Raw genomic sequence first — 19,432 nt, forward strand, 5'->3', positions numbered from 1 at the left:
GTCGTCGGTCAGGTGGTGGGCTCGTGCAGCACGCGGACGTCCCACGGGCCGAGCGTCAGGGCATCCCCCGCGGCCAGGCCGGCGCCGCTCAGGACGTCCTCGACGGCGGCCGGGAGCACGTAGGAGACGGCGTCCCACGACCAGTTGTGCACGACCCGGATGAGCCGGGCCCCGTCGAGGGTGTGCACCGTCACGCTCGCCGGCCGCGCGTCCCGCCAGGGGTCTGCGGGCAGCGAGGTCCGTGCCAGCCAGGTGGCCAGGGTGGCCGCGAGCGTGCGGTCGGGCACGGTTCCGACGGTCGTCACGCGACCGGCACCGTGGTCGCGGGTGGTGACCGCGGCGAACTGCCGCAGGTGCGGGTGGTCGTACCCGGCGAGCACCTCGGCGTCGTCGGGCAGCAGCCCGTCCGCCCAGGCGTGCGCGGCCCCGCCCCACCCCGTGACCGGGACGTCGGCGGGGAGGTTGGTGAACTCCAGGTAGTGCACGCCCGCAGGTGCCCGCAGCACCCCGGGCGCGACGACCGGACGGATGACGTTCTCCTCCGTCGCGTATCCGGTCCGCGGGGTCAGGACGAGGTGACCGCCCGCCTCGGCGTACCGCACGAGCAGGTCCAGGGTCGCGTCCGAGGCGATGTACAGCGCGGGCACCACGAGGACGGGCCACCGCCGGACGAGCGCAGCGGGGTCGTCGGGAAGCTGGTCCGGCCCCACCACGTCGACCGCGAGACCGGCGTCGAACAGGCCGCGGTAGTAGGCGGCGAGGATCTGCTCGTAGGACGTCGGGTCGCCGAACCACGTGTGGGGCGTGACGGCGAGCGGCCCCTGGAACTCCAGTGCCCAGCGGCTCTGCGGGCTCAGGAGCAACCCGACGTCGCTGTGCGCACGCAGGTCCGCCAGCTGGGGCGACGCCGTCGTGAGCTCCTGCGCGAGCGTGGACAGCTCGGCGTACGTCCGCCCCGGCGTCAGGCTGTGGCCCAGGATGCCGGTCCAGTACGACTCGGCGCCGTAGTGCTGCGTGGCCCAGTGCCAGTACTCCAGCATCCGCGCGCCGCGCGCGACCATGAGCCAGCCGGCCTGACGCCACTGCCCGTCGTAGCAGGGCAGGTTGTCCCCGGCGCCGCCGATCGAGGTCGCGTTGGTCTCGGTGACCAGGAACGGCTCGTCGCGGGTGCCGCGCGCGAGGTCGGCCTGCAGGGCCGGGAACGCCGGGCCCGCCCACGGCACGAAGTCGTCGGCGATCCCGCCGACGAGCGCGTCCGGACCCGGGTGGGTCAGGGACTCCTGCGTCGCGTAGTAGATGTTCACGCCGGCGACGTCGAGCGGCCGCGCGATCGTCGTGAGGTCCTGCGCCCGGTGGTGCGGGGCGATGCAGGTCATCACGTACTGGTCCGGGCGGGCGAGGCTGCGCACGACGTCGGCCTGCCAGGCGATGAGGTCGTCGGCGAGCGTCGCCTGGTAGCGCCGCCAGGCGAGGTCGTACGCGGGGGTCGTGTTCAGGTCGGGGGTCCACAGCTCGGACCAGTCGGCGATGCGGTGCGACCAGTACGTCAGACCCCACCGCCGGTTGAGCTCGTCGACGGTGCCGTAACGCTCCCGCAGCGTCGCGACGAACCCCTCGAACACGTCCGGGTTGAAGAAGAACTTGTTGCCGGGCTCGTTGTCCACCTGCCAGCCCACGACCGCCGGGTGGTCGGCGTAGCGGCCGACGACCGCGCGGACCACCCGCTCGGCGAGCCGGCGGAACGTCGGGTGGGCGTAGTTGACATCCTGCCGGGCGCCGTACGGCATGGGCGCACCCGTCGCCACGTGGGCCGTGGTCTCGGGGTAGGCCAGGCGCAGCCACGGCGGGACCGCGTACGTCGGCGTGCCGACGATCACGTCGATGCCCCGCGCGTGGGCGCCGTCGAGCACCGGCTGGAGCCAGTCGAGGTCGAGCTCGCCCTCACGGGGCTCCCACGTCGACCACACGGACTCCCCCACCCGGATCACCGAGAAGCCGCCCGCAACCATGAGGTCGAGGTCCGCGTCCAGCCGCTCGTACGGCTGGTACTCGGCGTAGTACGCGGCGCCGACGCGGATCCGGTCGGGCAGGCGTGGGCCCTCAGGCATCGCTGCCCTCGTACCTGAAGCCCTCGAACGACACGACACCGGAGGCGGCGTACATGCCGGTCACCCGGCCGGTGAACGACGACGTCACGTCGGAGGTCAGGTAGCGCCCGTCGACGACGGCCAGCTCGACCGCGTCGGCACCGCGGCCGTAGCCGAGCCGCACGAGGTCGCAGGTGACCAGGTCGGGCATGTCCGCGCCCGGGCTCGGGACCACCGGGCTCGTCGCGATCCACACCTCGACCGGACCGTCGGGCAGCGGCGCCTCCCAGGTCTGCTCGATCTGGTCGAGCCGGACCCGGGCGCGGACCAGACCGGCCGACACCTCGATGTCGTAGTGGTGCCGCTCGTCGTAGCGCACCGACAGGCCGCCCGTCCCGGCGGACGCGTCGACGACGACCGAGCATCGGCTCGCCAGGTGCTGCTGCCGGCGGCCGACGAAGTGCGGACGGTGCGCGTCCATCGCCACCGCCGGCGCGTCGCTCGCGGCGGAGATCGTGAGGCGACCGTCGGCCCGCGCGACCCACGTCGGGGCGGCGTCGCGGATGGTCAGCCACTCGAGACCGAGGGGCTCGGCGAAGGACGACCGCACCTCGACGGGCGCCAGGTCCGCGGTCAGCTCGAGCCGCTCCACCACAGGCCAGCCGTCCACCCACTGCACGCGGGTGGTGAACGTCTCACGACCGAGCGGGGCGAACATCTGGCTCATCCCGCCCGGGCGGGTGCCCAGCAGGACCATCTGCCAGCCGTCGTCGGTGCGCACGAGGTCGCCGTGGCCGGCGTTCTGCACCGGGTGGCTGGTGGACCGGTGCGAGTAGACCGGGTTGACGGGCGCACCCTCGAACGGACCCTCGGGCGACGGTCCGCGGGCGATCGAGACCCCGTGCCCGCGCTCGGTGCCGCCCTCGGCGATCATCAGGTACCAGGTGCCGTCGACCTCGTAGAGGTGCGGCGCCTCCGGGAACTTCAGGCCGGTCCCGGACCACAGGGAGCGGGGCTCCTCGAGCGCCTGACCGGTCTTCGGGTCCATCCGCACCTGCTGGATGCCGAGGTGCGTCCCGAACTCCGGGCCGGTGAGCAGCAGCGCCGAGTACGTGACGTAGCAGGTCCCCTCGTCGTCCCAGGCGATGTCGTGGTCGATGCCGTCGGCGCCGATCATGACCACGCCGTCGCTCCACGACCCCGCGGGATCGGGCGCCGTGAAGATCAGGCCGCCCCGGCCCATGGCGTCGGCGACCGTGAGGTAGAAGAGCCCGTCGTGGAACCGGATCGTCGGCGCCCACGCGCCACCGCCCGTCGGCACGTCCTCGAGCGCGAGCTGGCCGGGCCGGGTCACGACGTGCCCGATCGGCGTCCAGTGCTCGGCGTCGGTGCTGTGGAACAGCGGGATGCCCGGGAAGTACTCGAAGCTCGAGCACGCGAGGTAGTAGTCGTCGCCCACCCGGACGACGCTCGGGTCGGGGTGGAAGCCGGAGACGGCCGGGTTGAGCAGCACGATGGAACCCCTCTGGGTAGGTCGGTCGGGCGATCAGGCGGACTTCGGCAGGGCCTCGGTCGCCCCCGTACCGGCACCCGCCTGCTCGTCCTGCTCGGCCTGCTGGGCCGCGAGACGCAGACGGTCGGCGCGGCGCTTCTGCTGGCGCACCGGGTCGGGCACCGGTGCCGCCAGCAGGAGACGCTGGCTGTACGGGTGCTCGGGTGCGGAGGTGACCGAGGCGGCGTCGCCGGACTCGACGATCTCGCCGCGGTACATCACGGCGACCCGGTGGCTGATGTGACGCACGACGGACAGGTCGTGCGTGATGAACAGGTAGGCGACGCCGGTGCGTTCCTGGATCTCGATGAACAGGTCGAGCACCCGGGCCTGGTTGGACAGGTCCAGCGCGCTGACCGGCTCGTCGCACACGATGAGCTTGGGTCCGCGGCTCAGGGCCCGCGCGATCGCGATCCGCTGCCGCTGCCCGCCGGAGAACTCCCGCGGCAGCCGCTCGCCGGCGTCCTTGGGCAGGTGGACGCTGTCGAGCAGGTCGCGCACCCGCTTGGTGGCGGTCTTGCGGTCGGTCCCGGCGACGAGCAGCGGCTCCGTGAGGATGTCGTTGACCGTCATCGCGGGGTTGAGCGAGGTGTACGGGTCCTGGAAGACGACCTGGATCTCCTCGCTCAGACCGCGACGCTCCTTGGCGCTGAGGTGGTCGATCCGGCGTCCGCGGTACCGGACCTCACCGCCGGTCACCGGGGCCAGGCCGAGGATCGCGCGGCCCAGGGTCGTCTTGCCCGAGCCGGACTCGCCGACCAGGCCGACGGTCTCGCCCTCGCGTATCGAGACGGACACGCCCTTGAGCGCCTTGAACGGGGGCTTGCGCCACCCCTTCATCGGGTACTCGACGACGACGTTCTCCGCGACGAGCAGCGGCTCGTCGACCGGCGCGGTGCGCTGGGTGATGTTCGTGGGTGCTGCCGTGGCGCTCATGCGCCCTCCCCCCGGGTCGTCGGTGCGGTGGATGTGCCAGAGCCGGCGGTCACGAGCTGCGGCCGCGGGACGGAGTCCTCGAGCGTGGAGTCGAGGAGCATCCGCGTGTAGGGGTGCTGCGGGTTCGCGAACAGCTCGCGCGCGGGGGCCGTCTCCACGATCTCGCCGGTCTGCATGACCGCGATCCGGTCGCAGATGTCGGCGACGACGCCGAAGTTGTGCGTCACGAGGATCATCCCCATCTGCCGTTCCTCCTGCAGGGAGCGCATGAGGTCGAGCACCTCGGCCTGGACCGTGACGTCCAGGGCGGTCGTGGGTTCGTCGGCGATGAGCAGCTCCGGGTCGCAGGAGACCGCCCCGGCGATCAGGACGCGCTGCGCCATGCCCCCGGAGATCTCGTGCGGGTAGGCCTTGAACGTGCGCTCCGGGTCGGCGATGCCCACGCGGGCCAGCAGGGCGATCGCCTTGGCCTTGGCGGCCTTCTTGCTCAGGCCCAGGTGCTGGCGGATCGGCTCGGTCAGCTGGTACCCGATCTTGAAGGACGGGTCGAGGTTGGACATCGGCTCCTGCGGCACGTAGGCGATCCGCGAACCGCGAAGCTGGTTCATCGCCGACCGGCTCATCCCGGCGAGCTCCTGGCCGCCGAAGGTGATGTTCTCCGCGGAGACCTTCGCCTCGGGAGGGAGCAGGCCCAGGATCGAGAACGCGGTCTGCGACTTGCCGGACCCGGACTCACCGACCAGTCCGAGGACCTCGCCCCGGCGGACCACGAGCGAGATCCCGTTGACGACCACCGACTCGCCGTCGAGCCTCGGGTAGGCGACGCGCAGGTCGTCCACCTCGAGCAGGACGTCGGGATCGGTGACGACGGGGACGACACCCGCGTGGGTGGCCTCGATCGTCGACCCGGCGACCCGGTTCGCGGCGGCCAGCTTGGACGCGGCCCTGGCCGCGCGACGGGCGGACCGCGACTGCTTGACCGCCTGGGCGCCCAGCACGTCACGCAGCGCGGTGCCGAGCACGGCGAACGCCCCGACGGTCAGCACGATCGCCAGACCGGGCCAGATCAGGAGGCGCGGGGCGATGTAGATGTTGGCCTGCGCGTCGGCGAGCATCCCGCCCCAGGAGGCCTGCGCCGGCGACAGGATCCCCAGGTACTGCAGACCGGCCTGGATGAGGATGGCGATGCCGAGCATCTGCGCGGACAGGATGATCGTCGGCCTGATGACGACCGGCAGGATGTGGCGCCGCATGATCCGCGACGACCCCAGACCCGAGACCCGGGCCGCGTCCACGTACAGCTCCTCGCGGACCGCGATGACCGAGCCGCGCACGAGCCGGAACACCCCCGGCGCCATGAGCACGCCGAACACGACCATCGCGGTGTTCACGCTCTGCCCGATGGACTGCCCCACGACGATGAGGATGACGATCGCGGGCAGGGTCATGAGGAAGTTCGCGATCCAGCCCGAGATGCCGTCGAACCAGTTCTTGAAGTACCCGCCGATCAGGCCGGTCGGTACGCCGAGCAGCAGCGCGACGACGACGGCGATGACGGCGCCGATCAGGCTCACCTGCCCGCCGTAGAGGAGCCGTGCCCAGATGTCGCGACCGACCCCGTCGAAGCCGAGCGGATGGCCGGGAGCGCGCGGGCCGAGGGTGTTCTCCAGGGACGGCGCGTTCGGGTCGGCGCTGGTGAGCAGCGGGGCGGCGAAGCTCGCGACGACGATGATCACGAGCACCACGATCGCGGCCACGGCCATGGGGTCGGACAGGAGTCGCTTGACCCGGCCGGCCCGCTTCGGCAGGGGCTCCGGCGCGGTGGCCGGGGTCGAGAGGAGATCGGGGATGGTCATGCCACACGCACCTTCGGGTTGAGCAGGCCGTAGGCCAGGTCGAGGACGAGGTTGACGACCACCACGATGATCACCATGACGACGGTGATGCCGAGGACGACGGGCTGGTCGCGCTGGGTGGATGCCGAGGTGATGGCCGTGCCGATCCCGTAGAGGCCGAACACCTTCTCGACGATCACCGCACCGCCGACGAGTCCGATGGACTGCAGCGCGAGGACGGTCAGCCCCGGCGGGATGGCGTTGCGCAGCGCGTGGCGGAACAGCAGGCTGCGCTCCGACAGGCCGCGGCTGCGCAGGGTGCGCACGAAGTCCGCCCCGAGCACGTCGACCATGGAGCCGCGGACCTGCTGGGCGGTGGCAGCCATCGCACCGATCGCCAGCGCGATCGCCGGCAGGGTGATCGACAGGAGCCAACCGCTGGGCGACTGGGCGAAGGGGGTGTACCCGACAGCCGGGAAGATCTTCCAGTGCACGGCGAACACCACCGACAGCAGGAGGGCGATGAGGAACGCCGGGATGGCAAACCCGAGGATCGCCAGACCTTGGACCGCACGGTCGAGCCAGCCACCCCGGACGGCGGCGGCAACGCCGATCAGGACGGAGAGCACGGCGGCCAGCAGCAGACCGACGACCAGGATGGACAGCGTCACCGGCAGCTTGGTCGAGATGATCGTCGTGACCGGCTGACCGTTGTACCAGGACGACCCGAGGTCACCGTGCACGAGCCCGGAGAGCCAGTCGACGTACCGCGTGAGGAACGGCTGGTCGAGACCCAGCTCGGTCGCCTTCTGGGCGACCTGCTCCGGGCTGGCGGTCTGGCCGGCGATGGAGCGGGCCACGGTGTCGTTCGACAGGCTCATGAGCCCGAAGATGGCCGACGCGGAGACCAGGATGAGAACGATCCCGGCGAGCAGGCGGCGAAGGATGAACATCAGCATGGCGTCCCCTTGACGGCGTTGACGTGAGGGCTGGGATGCGTTCGTGGTGGGCGATCCGTGGGTGGGCCGGGCGTGCGGCCCACCCACGGACGCCGGTTCGTCAGCCGGCCGGCGTGAAGTTGTACAGCGACGGCGTGGCGGCGAAGTTCTGCGCCACGACCTTGACCTTCTTGTCGTAGGCGTAGGTGCTCACTGCGGCGGTCCACGGTGCGTCCCAGGCCTGGTCGGTCACGTAGGTGTTGATCTGCTTGTACAGGTCGTCCTGTGCCGTGCCGGTGGCCACCTGCGCCTGGTTGATCAGGTCGGTGACCTTCGGGTCCTCGTAGTGGAACGGGTTCCAGAGCGCGTCCTTGGTGAGCTCGATCTGGATCGTGTCCCAGGGGCGGAACGAGTCGAGCTGGAAGAAGCCCGTGGCCCACTTGCCGGCGAGCATGTCGTTGATGACCGTGTCGAGCGGCGCGTTGTCGAGCTTCACCTTGATGCCGATCGCCCCGAGCTCCTCGACGATCGCGGCCTGGCCGCCGGCGTTGAACGCCGTGAGGTCGGGCATCGTGAGCTCGAAGCCGTTCGCGTAGCCGGCGTCGGCGAGCAGCTGCTTGGCCTTCGTCGGGTTGTAGGCGTACTTGGTGTCGAGCGCCGGGTCGTACGCGACGGTCTGAGCGTTGAACAGCTGTGCCTGCGGCTTGCCCTGGCCCGCGAGCGCGCTGTCGATGATCTTCTGGCGGTCGAACGCGTAGTTGATCGCCTGGCGCACCCGGACGTCCTTGAGCGCGGGCTGGATGGTGCCGGCGCGGTCCCAGATGTAGAAGCCCATGATGGAGCCGGGCTGGTACTCGACGGTGTTGAGGCCGGCGCCCTTGACGGTGGCGACGTTCTTCGTGTCGGTGATCAACGCTCCGTCGACCTGGCCGGCCTGCAGCGCGTTCAGGACCGCGGAGGAGTCGGTCAGCGGCGTGAGCACGACCTTGTCGAACGGGAACGCCTTGGTGTTCCAGTAGGTCGGGTTCCGAGTGAACGTGTACTTGGCGTCCGTGGTGGTGTTCGCCTTGTCCATCACGTACGGGCCGGAGCCGCACGGCGTGGTCTGCAGCTCGGCCGTGCCGATCGCCTTGGGGCAGGCCATCATGCCTGCGGTCGACCCGAGGTTCGGGACCAGGGAGGGGTCCGGCGCACTGAGGTTGATCACGGCCGTGGTGGGGTCGACCACGTCGACGCTCTGCACCGACTTGAGCTGGTTGGCCGCCTCGTTCGTCCCGCTCTTGGTGTTCATGAGGTTGGCCTGGACGGCCGTGGCGTCGAACGTCTCACCGTCCGTGAACTTCACGTCGCTACGCAGCGTCACCGTGAGCTTGGTCAGCGTGTCGTCGTACGACCACTTCGTCGCCAGGTTGGGTCCCGGGTCGGCCTTCGGGTCGAGCCGGAACAGCTGGTCGTAGACCGGCTGGTAGTAGATCGTGTTGTTGCCGAGGCCCGCATCCTTGAGGTCCCAGGGCTGGGCGACGACGACGGGCGCGAGGGTGAGGGTCCCTCCGGACGCACCCGAGCCCGAGGTGCTCCCCGATCCGCTCCCTCCCCCCGAACACGCCGCGAGAGCAAGCGCAAGTGCGACGGAACCGGCGGCCAGCAGACGTTTACGCATGACTCTCCTTCGAGCGATCTCGGGTTACTGATACGTCTAGGTAATACGATTAAGTACGATACGACGCCGACGAACGGGGCGCAAGAGGGAACCGGACAAACTTCCGATGACCGGCTTTCGGCGGGCGTCGCGCAGGTCCGCCGTCACTGCGCAGGCGGCGCCCGAATCGGTGAACGACCAGGTCAGCGCGTCGCCGGGCGAGGGCGCGACGAAGCGGTCAGGCTGCGATCAGCGGCCCGGGGTCACGCGCAGGCGGACCTAGGCAGACTCGCGCAGCACCAGCGAGACGGCGTCCGAGCGCAGCGGTTGTGGTGCCGGGACCCCGTGCGTGACGCTCGCGATCTGGCGGGCGACGAAGGCCGCGACCATCTCCAGGTTCTGGTCGACGGTGGTCAGCGGCGGGCTCGCCAGAGCGGCCAGCGGGATGTTGTCGACGCCGATCACCGCAAGGTCGCGCGGCGCCACGAGGCCCAGCCGGTTCATCCCGGCCAGGACGGCGAACGCCGTCTCGTCGTTGTACGCGGCCACGGCCGTCACCGGGTCAGGCAGCGACCGCCAGTGCGCGACCGCCGCCGTGCCGCTGTCGGCGTCCAGCGCGACGGGCACGAGGTCCGGCTGGTCGAGACCGAGCTCGAGGCAGGCCGTGCGCACACCGTCGAGGCGCAGCCGGTAGAAGTCGGCCACGCGCTCGTCGTCAGGCGCGGCGTACCCGATCCGGCGGTGCCCCGCGTAGGCGAGGTGCTCCACCTGCAGCCGGCCGATGAGCGTCTGCGGGACGCTGATGCCCTGCCGCCCCGACGCCGGGGACAGCAGCGTGCTCACCACGGCGATCCCCGACTCGAGCATCTCCGCCTCGTCGTCGAGCGAGATCGCGGCGATGCTCACGACGGCCACGGGGTTCAGCGCCCGCCACAACGAGGCGAGCGGGCTCGACTCGCGCACCCGGCGCGTGATGGTGGTCAGGCCGAACTGCTCGAGCTCGTCGGCGATGTGCTCGCTGAGGAACCCGAGGCTGGGACCGAACGGGATGTCGGGGAGCACCAGCAGGACGACGTTCGTGCTGCCGGTCCGGAGCGCCCGGGCGGACTCCGACGGGGTGTACCCGAGCCGCTCGATCGCGGCCTTCACGCGCTCGCGGGTGGGCGCCGAGATCTTCTGGCCAGGGTGGTTGTTGATCACGTAGCTGACGGTCGCCTGCGACACGCCCGCCTCGCGAGCGACGTCCTTCGCCGTGACTCCCCTGGCCATCGCGACCTCTCGGTGTGTGTTTGGTGAATCGTCACACTAACTAACCGACGGTCGTCGTACAAGCCTCGGGGCGGTCTTCTCGACAGACCCGGCGTCAGGCGGCCGCCACGAGAGCCCGCGCCGTCCGGACGTCGGTGATCAGCACACTGACCCACCCGCCGCGCAGCGCACCCCGGATCGCCGCGACCTTGCGCACCCCCCCGGCGACGGCGATGCGCCGCGGGATGGCACGCAGGGCGTCGGGCGAGATGCCGATGACCCGGTCGTCGAGGTCGGTCACGACCGGGCGGCCGTCCTCGTCGAAGAACCGCAGGCAGACGTCCCCCACGGCCCCGGCGGCCCGGAGCTTGTCCTGCTCGGCCTCCGCGATGCTGTTCCCGCTGCGCAGCAGCAGCGGCGAGGGCTCGAGGGCGCCGATCCCGACGAGCGCGATCGTCAGGTCGAGCCACCGCGAGGTGACCTGCAGCACCGCCGGGTCGGCCATCAGGGACTCTCGGGCGCTCGGGCTGCTCAGCAGACCTGGTGCCGGAAGGAAGATCGGTGCGGCTCCCGTGGCCCGGGCCAACGTCGTCAGCAGCCGGGTCGCGTCCAGCTGGACCCTCGGGTCGCCGACGCCGCCGACGAGCTGGACGACGTCGGACACCACCGGGCTGCTCGAGGGCCGCATGGCGTCGACGGCCGCGATCAGCGACGCGCTCCACGACGAGATGCCGAGGTCGTCGCCGCCGATCAGGGTCGTCTCGAGGTACACCGCGGCCGCGCTGCCCAGCGCGCGCTGCGGGTCGTCGTCACCCGCATCGACGACGACGGCCTCGGCCAGGCCGTACGCGGCCTCGAGCTCGTCCTCGAGGTCGGTGTGCACGCCCGCCGGCACGCTCACCGTCGTCCGCACCACGCCGACCTCGACCGCGCGCTTGAGCAGCCGGGACACCCGGGGCTGCGACACGTGCAGCTCCGCGGCGATCTCGGCCTGCCGCATGCCACGCTCGTGGTACATCCGGGCGACCTTCGCCATCAGCCGGACCTGCTCGTCGCTGGGTCCGAGCCGCCGCGTCCACGGCTCCGCCTGTTCGGTCATGGGTGACTGGTCATTCACGGGCACGACTCTAGAGGTCGAGCACCTCACGAGCGGCGGAGGCGATGCCGGAGGCATCGATGCCGAAGTGCTCGAGCAGCCACTCCACCGACCCGGTGGGTGCGAACGAGTCGGGCACGCCGACGAACCGCATCGGCACCGGCTGGTGGCGCACCACGAGCTCCGCGACGGCTCCCCCGAGCCCCGACGTCAGCGCCTCCTCGACGGTGACGATCCCCCGGGTCTCGCGTGCGGCCGCGAGCAGCGCGTCCTCGTCGAGCGGCTTGATGCTCGGCATCGACAGGACCCGTGCCGACACGCCGTCGGCGGCCAGGAGCTCGGCCGCGTCGAGCGCACGCACGACGACCGTCCCGGCGGCCACCAGCGTGACGTCGGTGCCCTCGCGCAGGACGACGGCCCGTCCCGGGGCGAACTGGTAGCCCTCCGGGTTGACGTCCGGCACACCCATGCGGCTCACGCGTACGAACACGGGTCCGTCGTGCTGGGCCGCCCAGCGGATCGCCTGGGCGGTCTCGGTGGGATCGCTGGGGACCAGGACGGTCAGGCCGGGGATCGTCCGCAGCCAGGCCAGGTCCTCGATCGAGTGGTGCGTCGGGCCGAGCTCGCCGTAGGCCATGCCGGGACTCATCCCGCAGAGCACGATGTGGTGCTGGGAGTAGGCGGCGTCGACCTTGATCTGCTCCATCGCGCGCGCCGTCAGGAAGCACGCCGCGGCCGAGACGAACGGGATCTTCCCGCCGTTGGCCAGGCCGGCGGCGACACCGACCATGTCCTGCTCGGCGATCCCGACGTTGACCAGGCGGTCGCCGAACCTGGCGCCGAACGGTCCCAGCTTGCTGGAGCCCACCGAGTCGTTGACCACCGCGACGATCCGGGGGTCGTCCGCGGCAAGCTCGATCAGGGTCGCGACGAACGCGTCGCGGCAGTCGTGCAGCTCGCGGTCGGCCGGTGCGGTCGTGGTGCTCATGGCGTCTCCAGCTCGGTGAGTGCGGTGGCCACCTGGTCGGGCGACGGGACCTTGTGGTGCCAGGCCACGTCGTCGGACATGAACGAGATCGGGTGGCCCTTGAAGGTGTGGGCGATGACGGCCGTGGGCTTGCCCGAGGCGGCCGGGACGGCCGCGAACGCGTCGGCGAGGGCGGCGTGGTCGTGCCCGTCGACCTCGACCACCTCGAGGCCGAACGCCCGCAGCTTGTCGGCCAAGGGCTCCAGGTCGTTGGTGTCGGCCACCCGCGCGCCCTGCTGCAGCCGGTTGCGGTCCACGACGACGCACAGGCCGGACAACCGGTGGTTGCCCGCGGTCATCAGCGCCTCCCAGTTGGACCCCTCCTGGAGCTCGCCGTCGCCGACGACCACGACCGTGCGCCGGGGCGACGCGTCGAGCTTGCCGGCGAACGCCGTGCCGACCGCGATCGGCAGCCCGTGGCCCAGCGGCCCGGTGCTGGCCTCGACGGCCGCGATCTTGGTCCGGGCCGGGTGGCCGTTCAGCTGGGAGAGCGGCTGCATGAAGGTGCTCAGCTGCTCCGGGGGCAGGAAGCCCGCGACCGCGAGGGTCGTGTAGAGCGCAGCCGCCGCGTGGCCCTTGGACAGGATGAAGCGGTCGCGGTCCGGGTCGTCCACCGCGTCGGGCGAGACGTTCAGCGAGTACAGGTAGAGCGTCACCAGGATGTCGATGACCGAGAACTCGCCGCCGATGTGGCCCAGCCCGGCGGACCGGATCATCTGGATGTCCCGCCGGCGGACCTGGCGCGCGGCCTCGGCGAGGTGCACCAGCGCCGTGGCTCGGTCGGCTCCCTCGGGGACCCGGCCGAGCACGGGCAGCGAGTCCGCGACGGCAGGAGTCCCGACGTGCGGGACGAGGTCCTCCTCGACGCTCATGAGTCCTCCCGCAGGCAGGAGAAGAGCACGTCCTGGACGAGCTTCTGGGCGCCCATCGCGTCCTGATGGGCCTGTGCGGCCCGCAGCGCGTCGATGTCGAGCTCGTCCAGCGCGCGGTGGATGCCCTTGAGGAACCGGATGGAGAGCCGGGCGGCCTCGACGGTGTCCTCGCGGAACGGGAACTGGTCGAGCTGCCAGACGCCTTCCCAGCCGTTGATCTTCAGGGTGTAGAAGAACTCGAAGACCTCGACCGGGTGAACCGTGCCGACGACCATGTCGTCGTCCCAGCCGCGCAGGTTGTCGTTGACGTCCATGGCCCACAGGAGCCCGTGGTCGATGAGGAGCTGGGCCGCCGCCGACGGGGACTCCCCGCCGAACAGGGCGTGCCCGAAGTCGAGCAGGACGCCCACGTTGTCGACACCCATGGCCTTGATGCCCAGGGCGGTCTTGGCTGCCGAGTCCCAGAACATCTTGTTGCGCGGCTCGCGCGGCTTGTACTCGATGACGATCTTGATGTCCGGGTTGGCCAGCGCCAGCTCGCGCATGCCTGAGACGGCGAGCTCCCACTGCGTGTGGTGGTCGACCTGGAACGGGTAGTCCCAGCCGTCCTGGCCCGGCCACACCTTCAGGTAGCTGGCCCCGAGCGACCGCACGACGTCGGCGGCCTCGTTCAGGACGGCCAGTGCGTCGGCACGTACCGCGGCGTCGGGGTTGGTGAACGCGCCCTTGCTGAACCGGCGCATGTAGATCTCCGGGGTGACGCCGACGCACTCCAGGCCGTGGTCGGCGAGCGCGGCCTTGACCTGGTCGACCGTGACGTCCGGGGTGAAGGGGTACGGCACGTCGACGACGGACAGGTCCTCGACCTCCCCGGCGCGGGCGATCTGCTCGAGCGTGGTGACGGGTGGCGCGTAGCCGTCGGTGGCGTAGCGGTCCACGTAGGACGCGAAGTGCCACAGGCCGGCGCCGAACCGTGGTTGGCTGGTCTGGCTGGAAATATCTATTCAGCTCCGATCGTCGATTCACTGACAGTACCAGACGGTCCCCGACGAGGGAATGGCCGGTGTGCGCGAACCGCCCGGGAGCGCCTGCCCGACGGGCCGCCGCGATCCTCAGCAGATCTGAAGGTTGCTCCGAGGACGATCCGAGGGTGCCGACGAGTCGACCCACTGCAACCGCCGACGTCCGCGTCGTGGCCCTGAGCCGTGTGCCCGAGGTGGCCGCGATCTTCTGGGTCACCAAAGCGCTGACCACGGCGATGGGCGAGTCGGCGTCCGACTTCCTCGTCCGCGCGATGCCACCGGTGCTGGCCGTCCTGATCGGCGCCGTCGCGTTCGCGATCGCGATGGTCATCCAGCTCCGCGCGCAGCGGTACGTCGTGTGGCGCTACTGGTTCGCGGTGTCGATGGTCGGGGTGTTCGGCACCATGGCCGCCGACGTCCTGCACGTCGGGCTCGGCATCCCGTACGTGGTCTCCACCGCGTTCTTCGCGGTGTCTCTGGCGGCGGTGTTCGTCCTGTGGTCGGCGAGCGAGAAGACGCTGTCGATCCACAGCATCCGCACGCGGCGCCGCGAGCTGTTCTACTGGGCCGCCGTCATGGCCACGTTCGCGCTGGGGACCGCCGCCGGGGACATGGTCGCCGTGACGTTCCACCTGGGCTTCCTCACCGCCGGACTGCTGTTCACCGCGGTCCTGCTGGTCCCGGCCATCGGGTACCGCTGGTTCGGCATGAACGGGGTGCTCGCGTTCTGGTTCGCCTACGTCATGACCCGGCCCGTGGGCGCATCCTTCGCCGACTGGCTCGGTGTCTCCCCGGAACGCGGTGGACTCGGTCTGGGTTCCGGCCGCGTGGCACTCGCACTCGCACTCGTCATCGTCGCGCTCGTGGTGCGGATGACCTTCACCCAGCGAGCGGAGCGCCGGACGCTAGCGTGACCGGCATGATCTCGCTGGTCCGCACGGTCCGGGCCCGGTCCGCGCTGGCAGCGATGGGGGCCGTCGCGCTCGCTCTCGTGCTGGCGTGCCTCGGGCTGCTCGTCGTCCTGCAGGGCTCGATCGAGAACACCGCCGTCGCGGCGGCGAGCACCCGTGCCCACGACATCGCCGCCGAGCTCACCTCCGACGGTTCGATCACGTCGAGCCTCAACCTGCAGTCCGGGCCGGGCGACGACGCCTTCGTCCAGATCCTCGACCAGGGCGCGGTGGCGGCCGCGAGCCAGGAGCTCGCCGGCTACCCGCCGCTGACCACGGCCACCGCCGCACCCGGACGTGCCGTCCAGGTGTCCAGCGCCACGGTGCCGGGGCCCGGCGACGAACCGTTCGTGACGGTCGCGCTCGGGATCGAGGGCGTGGCCGGGGCGGACACGGTGATCGTGCGCCAGTCCTACGCCTCCGGCAGCGACACGGTGCTCGACGCCGCCCAGGCGATGCTCGTCGCGGTGCCGCTGCTCGTCCTCGTCGTCGGCGTCATCACGTACCTGCTGACGGCCCGGGCGCTGCAGCCCGTCGAGCAGATCCGCGCGCGTACCGCTCAGATCAGCGACGCCGACCTCGACACCCGGGTCGACGTCCCTGCGACCGGCGACGAGATCGCCCGGCTGGCCGTCACGCTGAACGGCATGCTCGACCGGCTGCACCACGCCCAGCAGGCCCAGGTCCGGTTCGTCGCCGACGCCAGCCACGAGCTCCGCAGCCCGCTCGCCGCCGCGCGGGCCGAGCTCGACGTGGCCGTGCGCGACCCGGGGCATGCGGACTGGGCCGCGACCGCGGACGTCCTGCGCGCATCGAACGACCAGATGCAACAGCTCGTGGACGACCTGCTCGTCCTGACTCGTACGGCTGACAGCGGCGCTCCGGGACGCGACCACGACGTCGACCTGGACGAGATCGTCGAACGGGTCGGCTTCGGGCTGCACCCGCCCGACGGGGTCGACGTCGACGTGGCCACCGAGCCGGTTCGTGTGCGTGGCAACGGCGACGAGCTGGCCCGTGCCGTCCAGAACCTCGCGGACAACGCCGTGCGCCACGCGCAGCGGCGGGTCCGGCTCTCGGTGCACCGGCTCGACGGGCGTGCCCGGATCGAGGTTGCCGACGACGGCACGGGGATCCGTGAGCCCGACCGGGAGCTCGTCTTCGACCGGTTCGTGCGTCTCGACGACGGCCGGTCGCGCACGACGGGCGGCTCGGGCCTGGGGCTCGCCATCGTGCGGGGCATCGCCGAGTCCCACGGCGGCACCGTGCGCGCGGGCGCCTCCGACCTGGGCGGCGCCGCGTTCACCGTCGACCTGCCGCTGCCGTCGACCGTCGGCCCGTGACTCAGGCGATCCTCAGGGTCGGTCAGCGAACCTTCCAGCCATGACCTCAGACCTCCCGACCGCCCGGACGATCTCGAACCGCCTGCTCAACAAGGTCCCCGAGATCACCATCTTCTTCTGGCTGATCAAGGTGCTCGCCACGACGGTCGGCGAGACGTTCGCCGACTACCTCACCGACACGCTCGGCATGACGCTCACCGTCGCGAGCCTGCTCGTCGGCGTGATCCTCGTGGTGACGCTCGCCCTGCAGTTCCGGTCCTCGCGCTACGTCGCACCCCTGTACTGGCTGGCCGTCGTGCTCATCAGCGTCGTCGGAACCCTGATCACCGACAACCTCGTCGACAACTACGGTGTCCCGCTCTGGGTCACCACGCTCGTGTTCGCCATCGCACTGACCATCACGTTCGCCATCTGGTACCGGATCGAGCACACGCTCTCGATCCACTCCATCACCACGACCCGCCGCGAGGCGTTCTACTGGCTCGCCATCCTGTTCACGTTCGCGCTCGGCACCGCGGCGGGGGATCTCCTGGCCGAGGGTCTCGGCCTTGGCTACCTCGCCTCGGTCGCACTGTTCGCGGCCGCGATCGGCGTGGTCGCGCTCGCCCACTACCGGTTCGGCCTCGGCGCCGTGGTGTCCTTCTGGGCCGCGTACATCCTGACCCGTCCGCTCGGCGCGTCCATCGGCGACCTGCTCTCCCAGCCCACCGCGGACGGCGGGCTCGGCCTGGGAACGACGGCGACCAGCGCGATCTTCCTGTCCGCGATCGCGGGCATCGTGCTCTATCTCTTCGTCACCAAGCGTGACGTCGAGGCCGCCGAGATCGACGACTTCGACGACTTCGACGACATCGACGACATCGACGACATCGACGAGCTCCCCGCGACCGTCGCGTGACAGTGCTGGCGCTGGCCACCGGCACGGACCCGTCCGTGCTGTCCGGCGTCTCGGGGTGGGCCGTCCACCTGATGGAGACGCTCGGCGTGGCCGGCGCCGGCATCGCCATCGCCGTGGAGAACGTGTTCCCGCCGCTGCCGAGCGAGCTCATCCTGCCCCTGGCCGGGTTCACGGCCAGCCAGGGCACGTTCGGTCTGGTCGAGGCGATCGTGTGGACGACGGCGGGCTCCGTGGTGGGCGCGATGGTCCTGTACCTGCTCGGGGCCCTCGTGGGACGGACCCGTACCCGTGCCCTCATGGCCCGGATCCCGCTGGTCAGCATCGCCGACATCGACCGTGCCGAGGCGTTCTTCACCCGGCACGGGCACGCCGCCGTCTTCTTCGGGCGCATGGTCCCCGTCTTCCGCAGCCTCATCTCCATCCCGGCCGGCGTCGAGCGCATGCCGGTCCTCGTGTTCCTCGCCCTGACCGCCGCGGGCAGCGCCGTCTGGAACACGATCTTCGTCTGCGCCGGTTATCTGCTCGGCGAGAACTGGGACGCCGTCGAGAGGTACGCCGGGATCGCGCAGTGGGTCGTGGTCGCGGTCGTCGTCGCCCTGGTCGGCGGGTTCGTGATCTCCCGGCTCAGGTCCCGGTCTCGGGCCGCGACACCGTAGTGCGTCGGTGCCGGTCACCCGTTCGGCGCACGCACAAAGGCTCCTCCCAGGGTCGACTCCTAGCCTCGTGCCACCAGCACATCGCCAGGAGGAAGCCGTGTCCGAAGTGTCGAACGCCAGCGAGACGACCGCAGTGACCGATCCGCCCGTCGCGCCCCTGCCCGCCGATCCGCCCGTCGCTCCCCCGCCCGCCGATCCGCCCCCCTACGTGGCGCCCCAGCCGTCGGCGCACCGAACCTCCGCGCCGGTCGGTTGGGTGATCGCCGCAATGCTCCTCTTCTGGCCGACCGGGATCCCGGCCCTGCTCGCGTCTCACCGGGCGGCGCGTGCATTCGGTGCGGCCGACGTCGAGGTGGCGGTCCGCGAGTCTGCGAACGCACGCCGGTGGGGCATCATCAGCGTGATCATCGGCGCGGTCCTGGTCGCCCTGTCGGTGCTGACGACGATCGTGTGGGCCTTCGTCGTCGCGGTCGCGGTCCACGACCACCGCGACGGCGGCCGGGACTTCGGCCCTCGGATCGGAAACCAGCAGCCCTTCGCCGTGCCGGACGGGTCCGGTCGCCAGCGCTCGAACGGCTAGACCGAGGTCGGGCCTCGTCGAGGCTTCAGCTCTTCGTGCCGCGGGCGGCCGACACCCTGCGGTCGTGCGGCGACCGCTTGACCCGGTCTGCGGTCCGGCAGGACTTCCCCGGCGCGGCGCCGCACCGGGGGCACTCGACGTTCAACGGCTTGGTCATGCGCAGATCGTCCCTGACACGGCCGTGACGCGCCAGGGCGGCCCACCGGTCACGTCGGGTCACCGCCTCCGCCGACCTGGTGGCTCGCAAGAGTCTCGCCCGCTTCGTGCTCCACCAGGACCGGGACGAAGGCGCGGACGGCCGCTCCCGAGAACTTCGTCAGGTGGGACTCGACCTGCGCACGGACGTCCGACTCCGGCACGTCCGGAAAGCGGGCGGAGAGGCGTTCCACCACCTCGTCGATCGCGTGACCCTCGTCCTCGATGGGCATGCCAGAAGCGTCCTATGGACGCTCGACCAGGTCAATGGCCCGCGTGAACGACGGCCGACGTCGGGGCTTCCGCAGGTCGACGACACGGTGCCATCCTGGACGCATGCATCACTTCTGGGTCGTGGCCCGTGGTGGCGAGGTCGACGGCGCCGTCGGTCTCCTCGGGCTGGACGGGATGCCGACGGGTGAGCATCTGCACTACCGGGGCGACGACGTGACGGACGTCCCGTACGTCGTGACCGCCGAGACCACGACCCTTCCCGACGGACGGCCGGCCTACATCGCGGAGCGCGAGGGAGATCGTCGGCGCTGATCCCGCCGGCGC

The 19,432-nt window shown here is 71.1% G+C and carries 19 protein-coding genes; 6 read left to right on the forward strand and 13 right to left on the reverse strand.

The features are described from left to right. Nucleotides 1-8: 8 nt before the first annotated feature. The 11 genes from ACPPVS_RS09990 to ACPPVS_RS10040 form a co-directional block, all read right to left on the reverse strand. Nucleotides 9-2,108: a beta-galactosidase gene (locus tag ACPPVS_RS09990; protein WP_426592119.1), complete on the reverse strand. Its 2,100-nt coding sequence runs from the start codon at nt 2,106-2,108 to the stop codon at nt 9-11. Continuing rightward, nucleotides 2,101-3,600 carry a family 43 glycosylhydrolase gene (locus tag ACPPVS_RS09995; RefSeq protein WP_426592120.1) on the reverse strand — a complete coding sequence of 500 codons (1,500 nt, stop codon included), beginning with the start codon at nt 3,598-3,600 and terminating at the stop codon, nt 2,101-2,103. The genes ACPPVS_RS09990 and ACPPVS_RS09995 overlap by 8 nt, the downstream gene beginning before the upstream one ends. A 33-nt stretch (nt 3,601-3,633) precedes the next feature. Further along, nucleotides 3,634-4,575: an ATP-binding cassette domain-containing protein gene (locus ACPPVS_RS10000; protein ID WP_426592121.1), complete on the reverse strand. Its 942-nt coding sequence runs from the start codon at nt 4,573-4,575 to the stop codon at nt 3,634-3,636. After that, the gene (locus ACPPVS_RS10005) at nt 4,572-6,431 is read right to left on the reverse strand and encodes a dipeptide/oligopeptide/nickel ABC transporter permease/ATP-binding protein (RefSeq protein WP_426592122.1); all 1,860 of its coding nucleotides are present in this window, start codon (nt 6,429-6,431) and stop codon (nt 4,572-4,574) included. Before ACPPVS_RS10005 ends, ACPPVS_RS10000 begins: the two co-directional genes overlap by 4 nt. Beyond that, entirely contained in the window at nt 6,428-7,369 is a 942-nt protein-coding gene (locus ACPPVS_RS10010) for an ABC transporter permease (protein WP_426592123.1), read from the reverse strand. Before ACPPVS_RS10010 ends, ACPPVS_RS10005 begins: the two co-directional genes overlap by 4 nt. Nucleotides 7,370-7,469: 100 nt before the next feature. Beyond that, nucleotides 7,470-9,008 carry an ABC transporter substrate-binding protein gene (locus tag ACPPVS_RS10015; RefSeq protein ID WP_426592124.1) on the reverse strand — a complete coding sequence of 513 codons (1,539 nt, stop codon included), beginning with the start codon at nt 9,006-9,008 and terminating at the stop codon, nt 7,470-7,472. Nucleotides 9,009-9,266: 258 nt separating this feature from the next. Continuing rightward, nucleotides 9,267-10,256 carry a LacI family DNA-binding transcriptional regulator gene (locus ACPPVS_RS10020; RefSeq protein WP_426592125.1) on the reverse strand — a complete coding sequence of 330 codons (990 nt, stop codon included), beginning with the start codon at nt 10,254-10,256 and terminating at the stop codon, nt 9,267-9,269. Between the two features lie 94 nt (nt 10,257-10,350). After that, entirely contained in the window at nt 10,351-11,352 is a 1,002-nt protein-coding gene (locus ACPPVS_RS10025; RefSeq protein WP_426592126.1) for a sugar-binding transcriptional regulator, read from the reverse strand. Nucleotides 11,353-11,362: 10 nt separating this feature from the next. Further along, the gene (locus ACPPVS_RS10030; protein ID WP_426592127.1) at nt 11,363-12,319 is read right to left on the reverse strand and encodes a transketolase family protein; all 957 of its coding nucleotides are present in this window, start codon (nt 12,317-12,319) and stop codon (nt 11,363-11,365) included. Further along, nucleotides 12,316-13,230, reverse strand: a complete 915-nt coding sequence (locus ACPPVS_RS10035) for a transketolase (protein ID WP_426592128.1) — start codon at nt 13,228-13,230, stop codon at nt 12,316-12,318. Before ACPPVS_RS10035 ends, ACPPVS_RS10030 begins: the two co-directional genes overlap by 4 nt. Continuing rightward, nucleotides 13,227-14,168: a sugar phosphate isomerase/epimerase family protein gene (locus ACPPVS_RS10040; protein ID WP_426592129.1), complete on the reverse strand. Its 942-nt coding sequence runs from the start codon at nt 14,166-14,168 to the stop codon at nt 13,227-13,229. The genes ACPPVS_RS10035 and ACPPVS_RS10040 overlap by 4 nt, the downstream gene beginning before the upstream one ends. 254 nt (nt 14,169-14,422) lie before the next feature. On the opposite strand from ACPPVS_RS10040, the gene ACPPVS_RS10045 reads away from it, so the two are divergent. From ACPPVS_RS10045 to ACPPVS_RS10065, 5 genes are all read left to right on the forward strand, one after another. Then, entirely contained in the window at nt 14,423-15,166 is a 744-nt protein-coding gene (locus ACPPVS_RS10045; RefSeq protein ID WP_426592130.1) for a hypothetical protein, read from the forward strand. A gap of 5 nt (nt 15,167-15,171) precedes the next feature. Further along, nucleotides 15,172-16,545: an ATP-binding protein gene (locus tag ACPPVS_RS10050; protein ID WP_426592131.1), complete on the forward strand. Its 1,374-nt coding sequence runs from the start codon at nt 15,172-15,174 to the stop codon at nt 16,543-16,545. A gap of 40 nt (nt 16,546-16,585) precedes the next feature. After that, entirely contained in the window at nt 16,586-17,443 is an 858-nt protein-coding gene (locus ACPPVS_RS10055; RefSeq protein ID WP_426592132.1) for a hypothetical protein, read from the forward strand. After that, nucleotides 17,440-18,099 carry a DedA family protein gene (locus ACPPVS_RS10060; protein WP_426592133.1) on the forward strand — a complete coding sequence of 220 codons (660 nt, stop codon included), beginning with the start codon at nt 17,440-17,442 and terminating at the stop codon, nt 18,097-18,099. The genes ACPPVS_RS10055 and ACPPVS_RS10060 overlap by 4 nt, the downstream gene beginning before the upstream one ends. A 97-nt stretch (nt 18,100-18,196) precedes the next feature. Continuing rightward, nucleotides 18,197-18,679 (forward strand): CD225/dispanin family protein, encoded by a 483-nt coding sequence (locus ACPPVS_RS10065; protein WP_426592134.1) that lies wholly within the window; start codon nt 18,197-18,199, stop codon nt 18,677-18,679. A 25-nt stretch (nt 18,680-18,704) separates the two neighbouring features. Here ACPPVS_RS10065 and ACPPVS_RS10070 read toward each other — a convergent pair whose 3' ends face one another. Continuing rightward, nucleotides 18,705-18,836 (reverse strand): zinc finger domain-containing protein, encoded by a 132-nt coding sequence (locus ACPPVS_RS10070; protein WP_426592135.1) that lies wholly within the window; start codon nt 18,834-18,836, stop codon nt 18,705-18,707. Between the two features lie 49 nt (nt 18,837-18,885). Beyond that, the gene (locus tag ACPPVS_RS10075) at nt 18,886-19,107 is read right to left on the reverse strand and encodes a three-helix bundle dimerization domain-containing protein (RefSeq protein ID WP_426592136.1); all 222 of its coding nucleotides are present in this window, start codon (nt 19,105-19,107) and stop codon (nt 18,886-18,888) included. Nucleotides 19,108-19,210: 103 nt separating this feature from the next. On the opposite strand from ACPPVS_RS10075, the gene ACPPVS_RS10080 reads away from it, so the two are divergent. Continuing rightward, entirely contained in the window at nt 19,211-19,420 is a 210-nt protein-coding gene (locus ACPPVS_RS10080) for a hypothetical protein (protein ID WP_426592137.1), read from the forward strand. The last annotated feature ends 12 nt before the right edge of the window (nt 19,421-19,432 follow it).

This window comes from Cellulomonas sp. McL0617 (assembly GCF_049994875.1).
GTDB lineage: Bacteria > Actinomycetota > Actinomycetes > Actinomycetales > Cellulomonadaceae > Cellulomonas.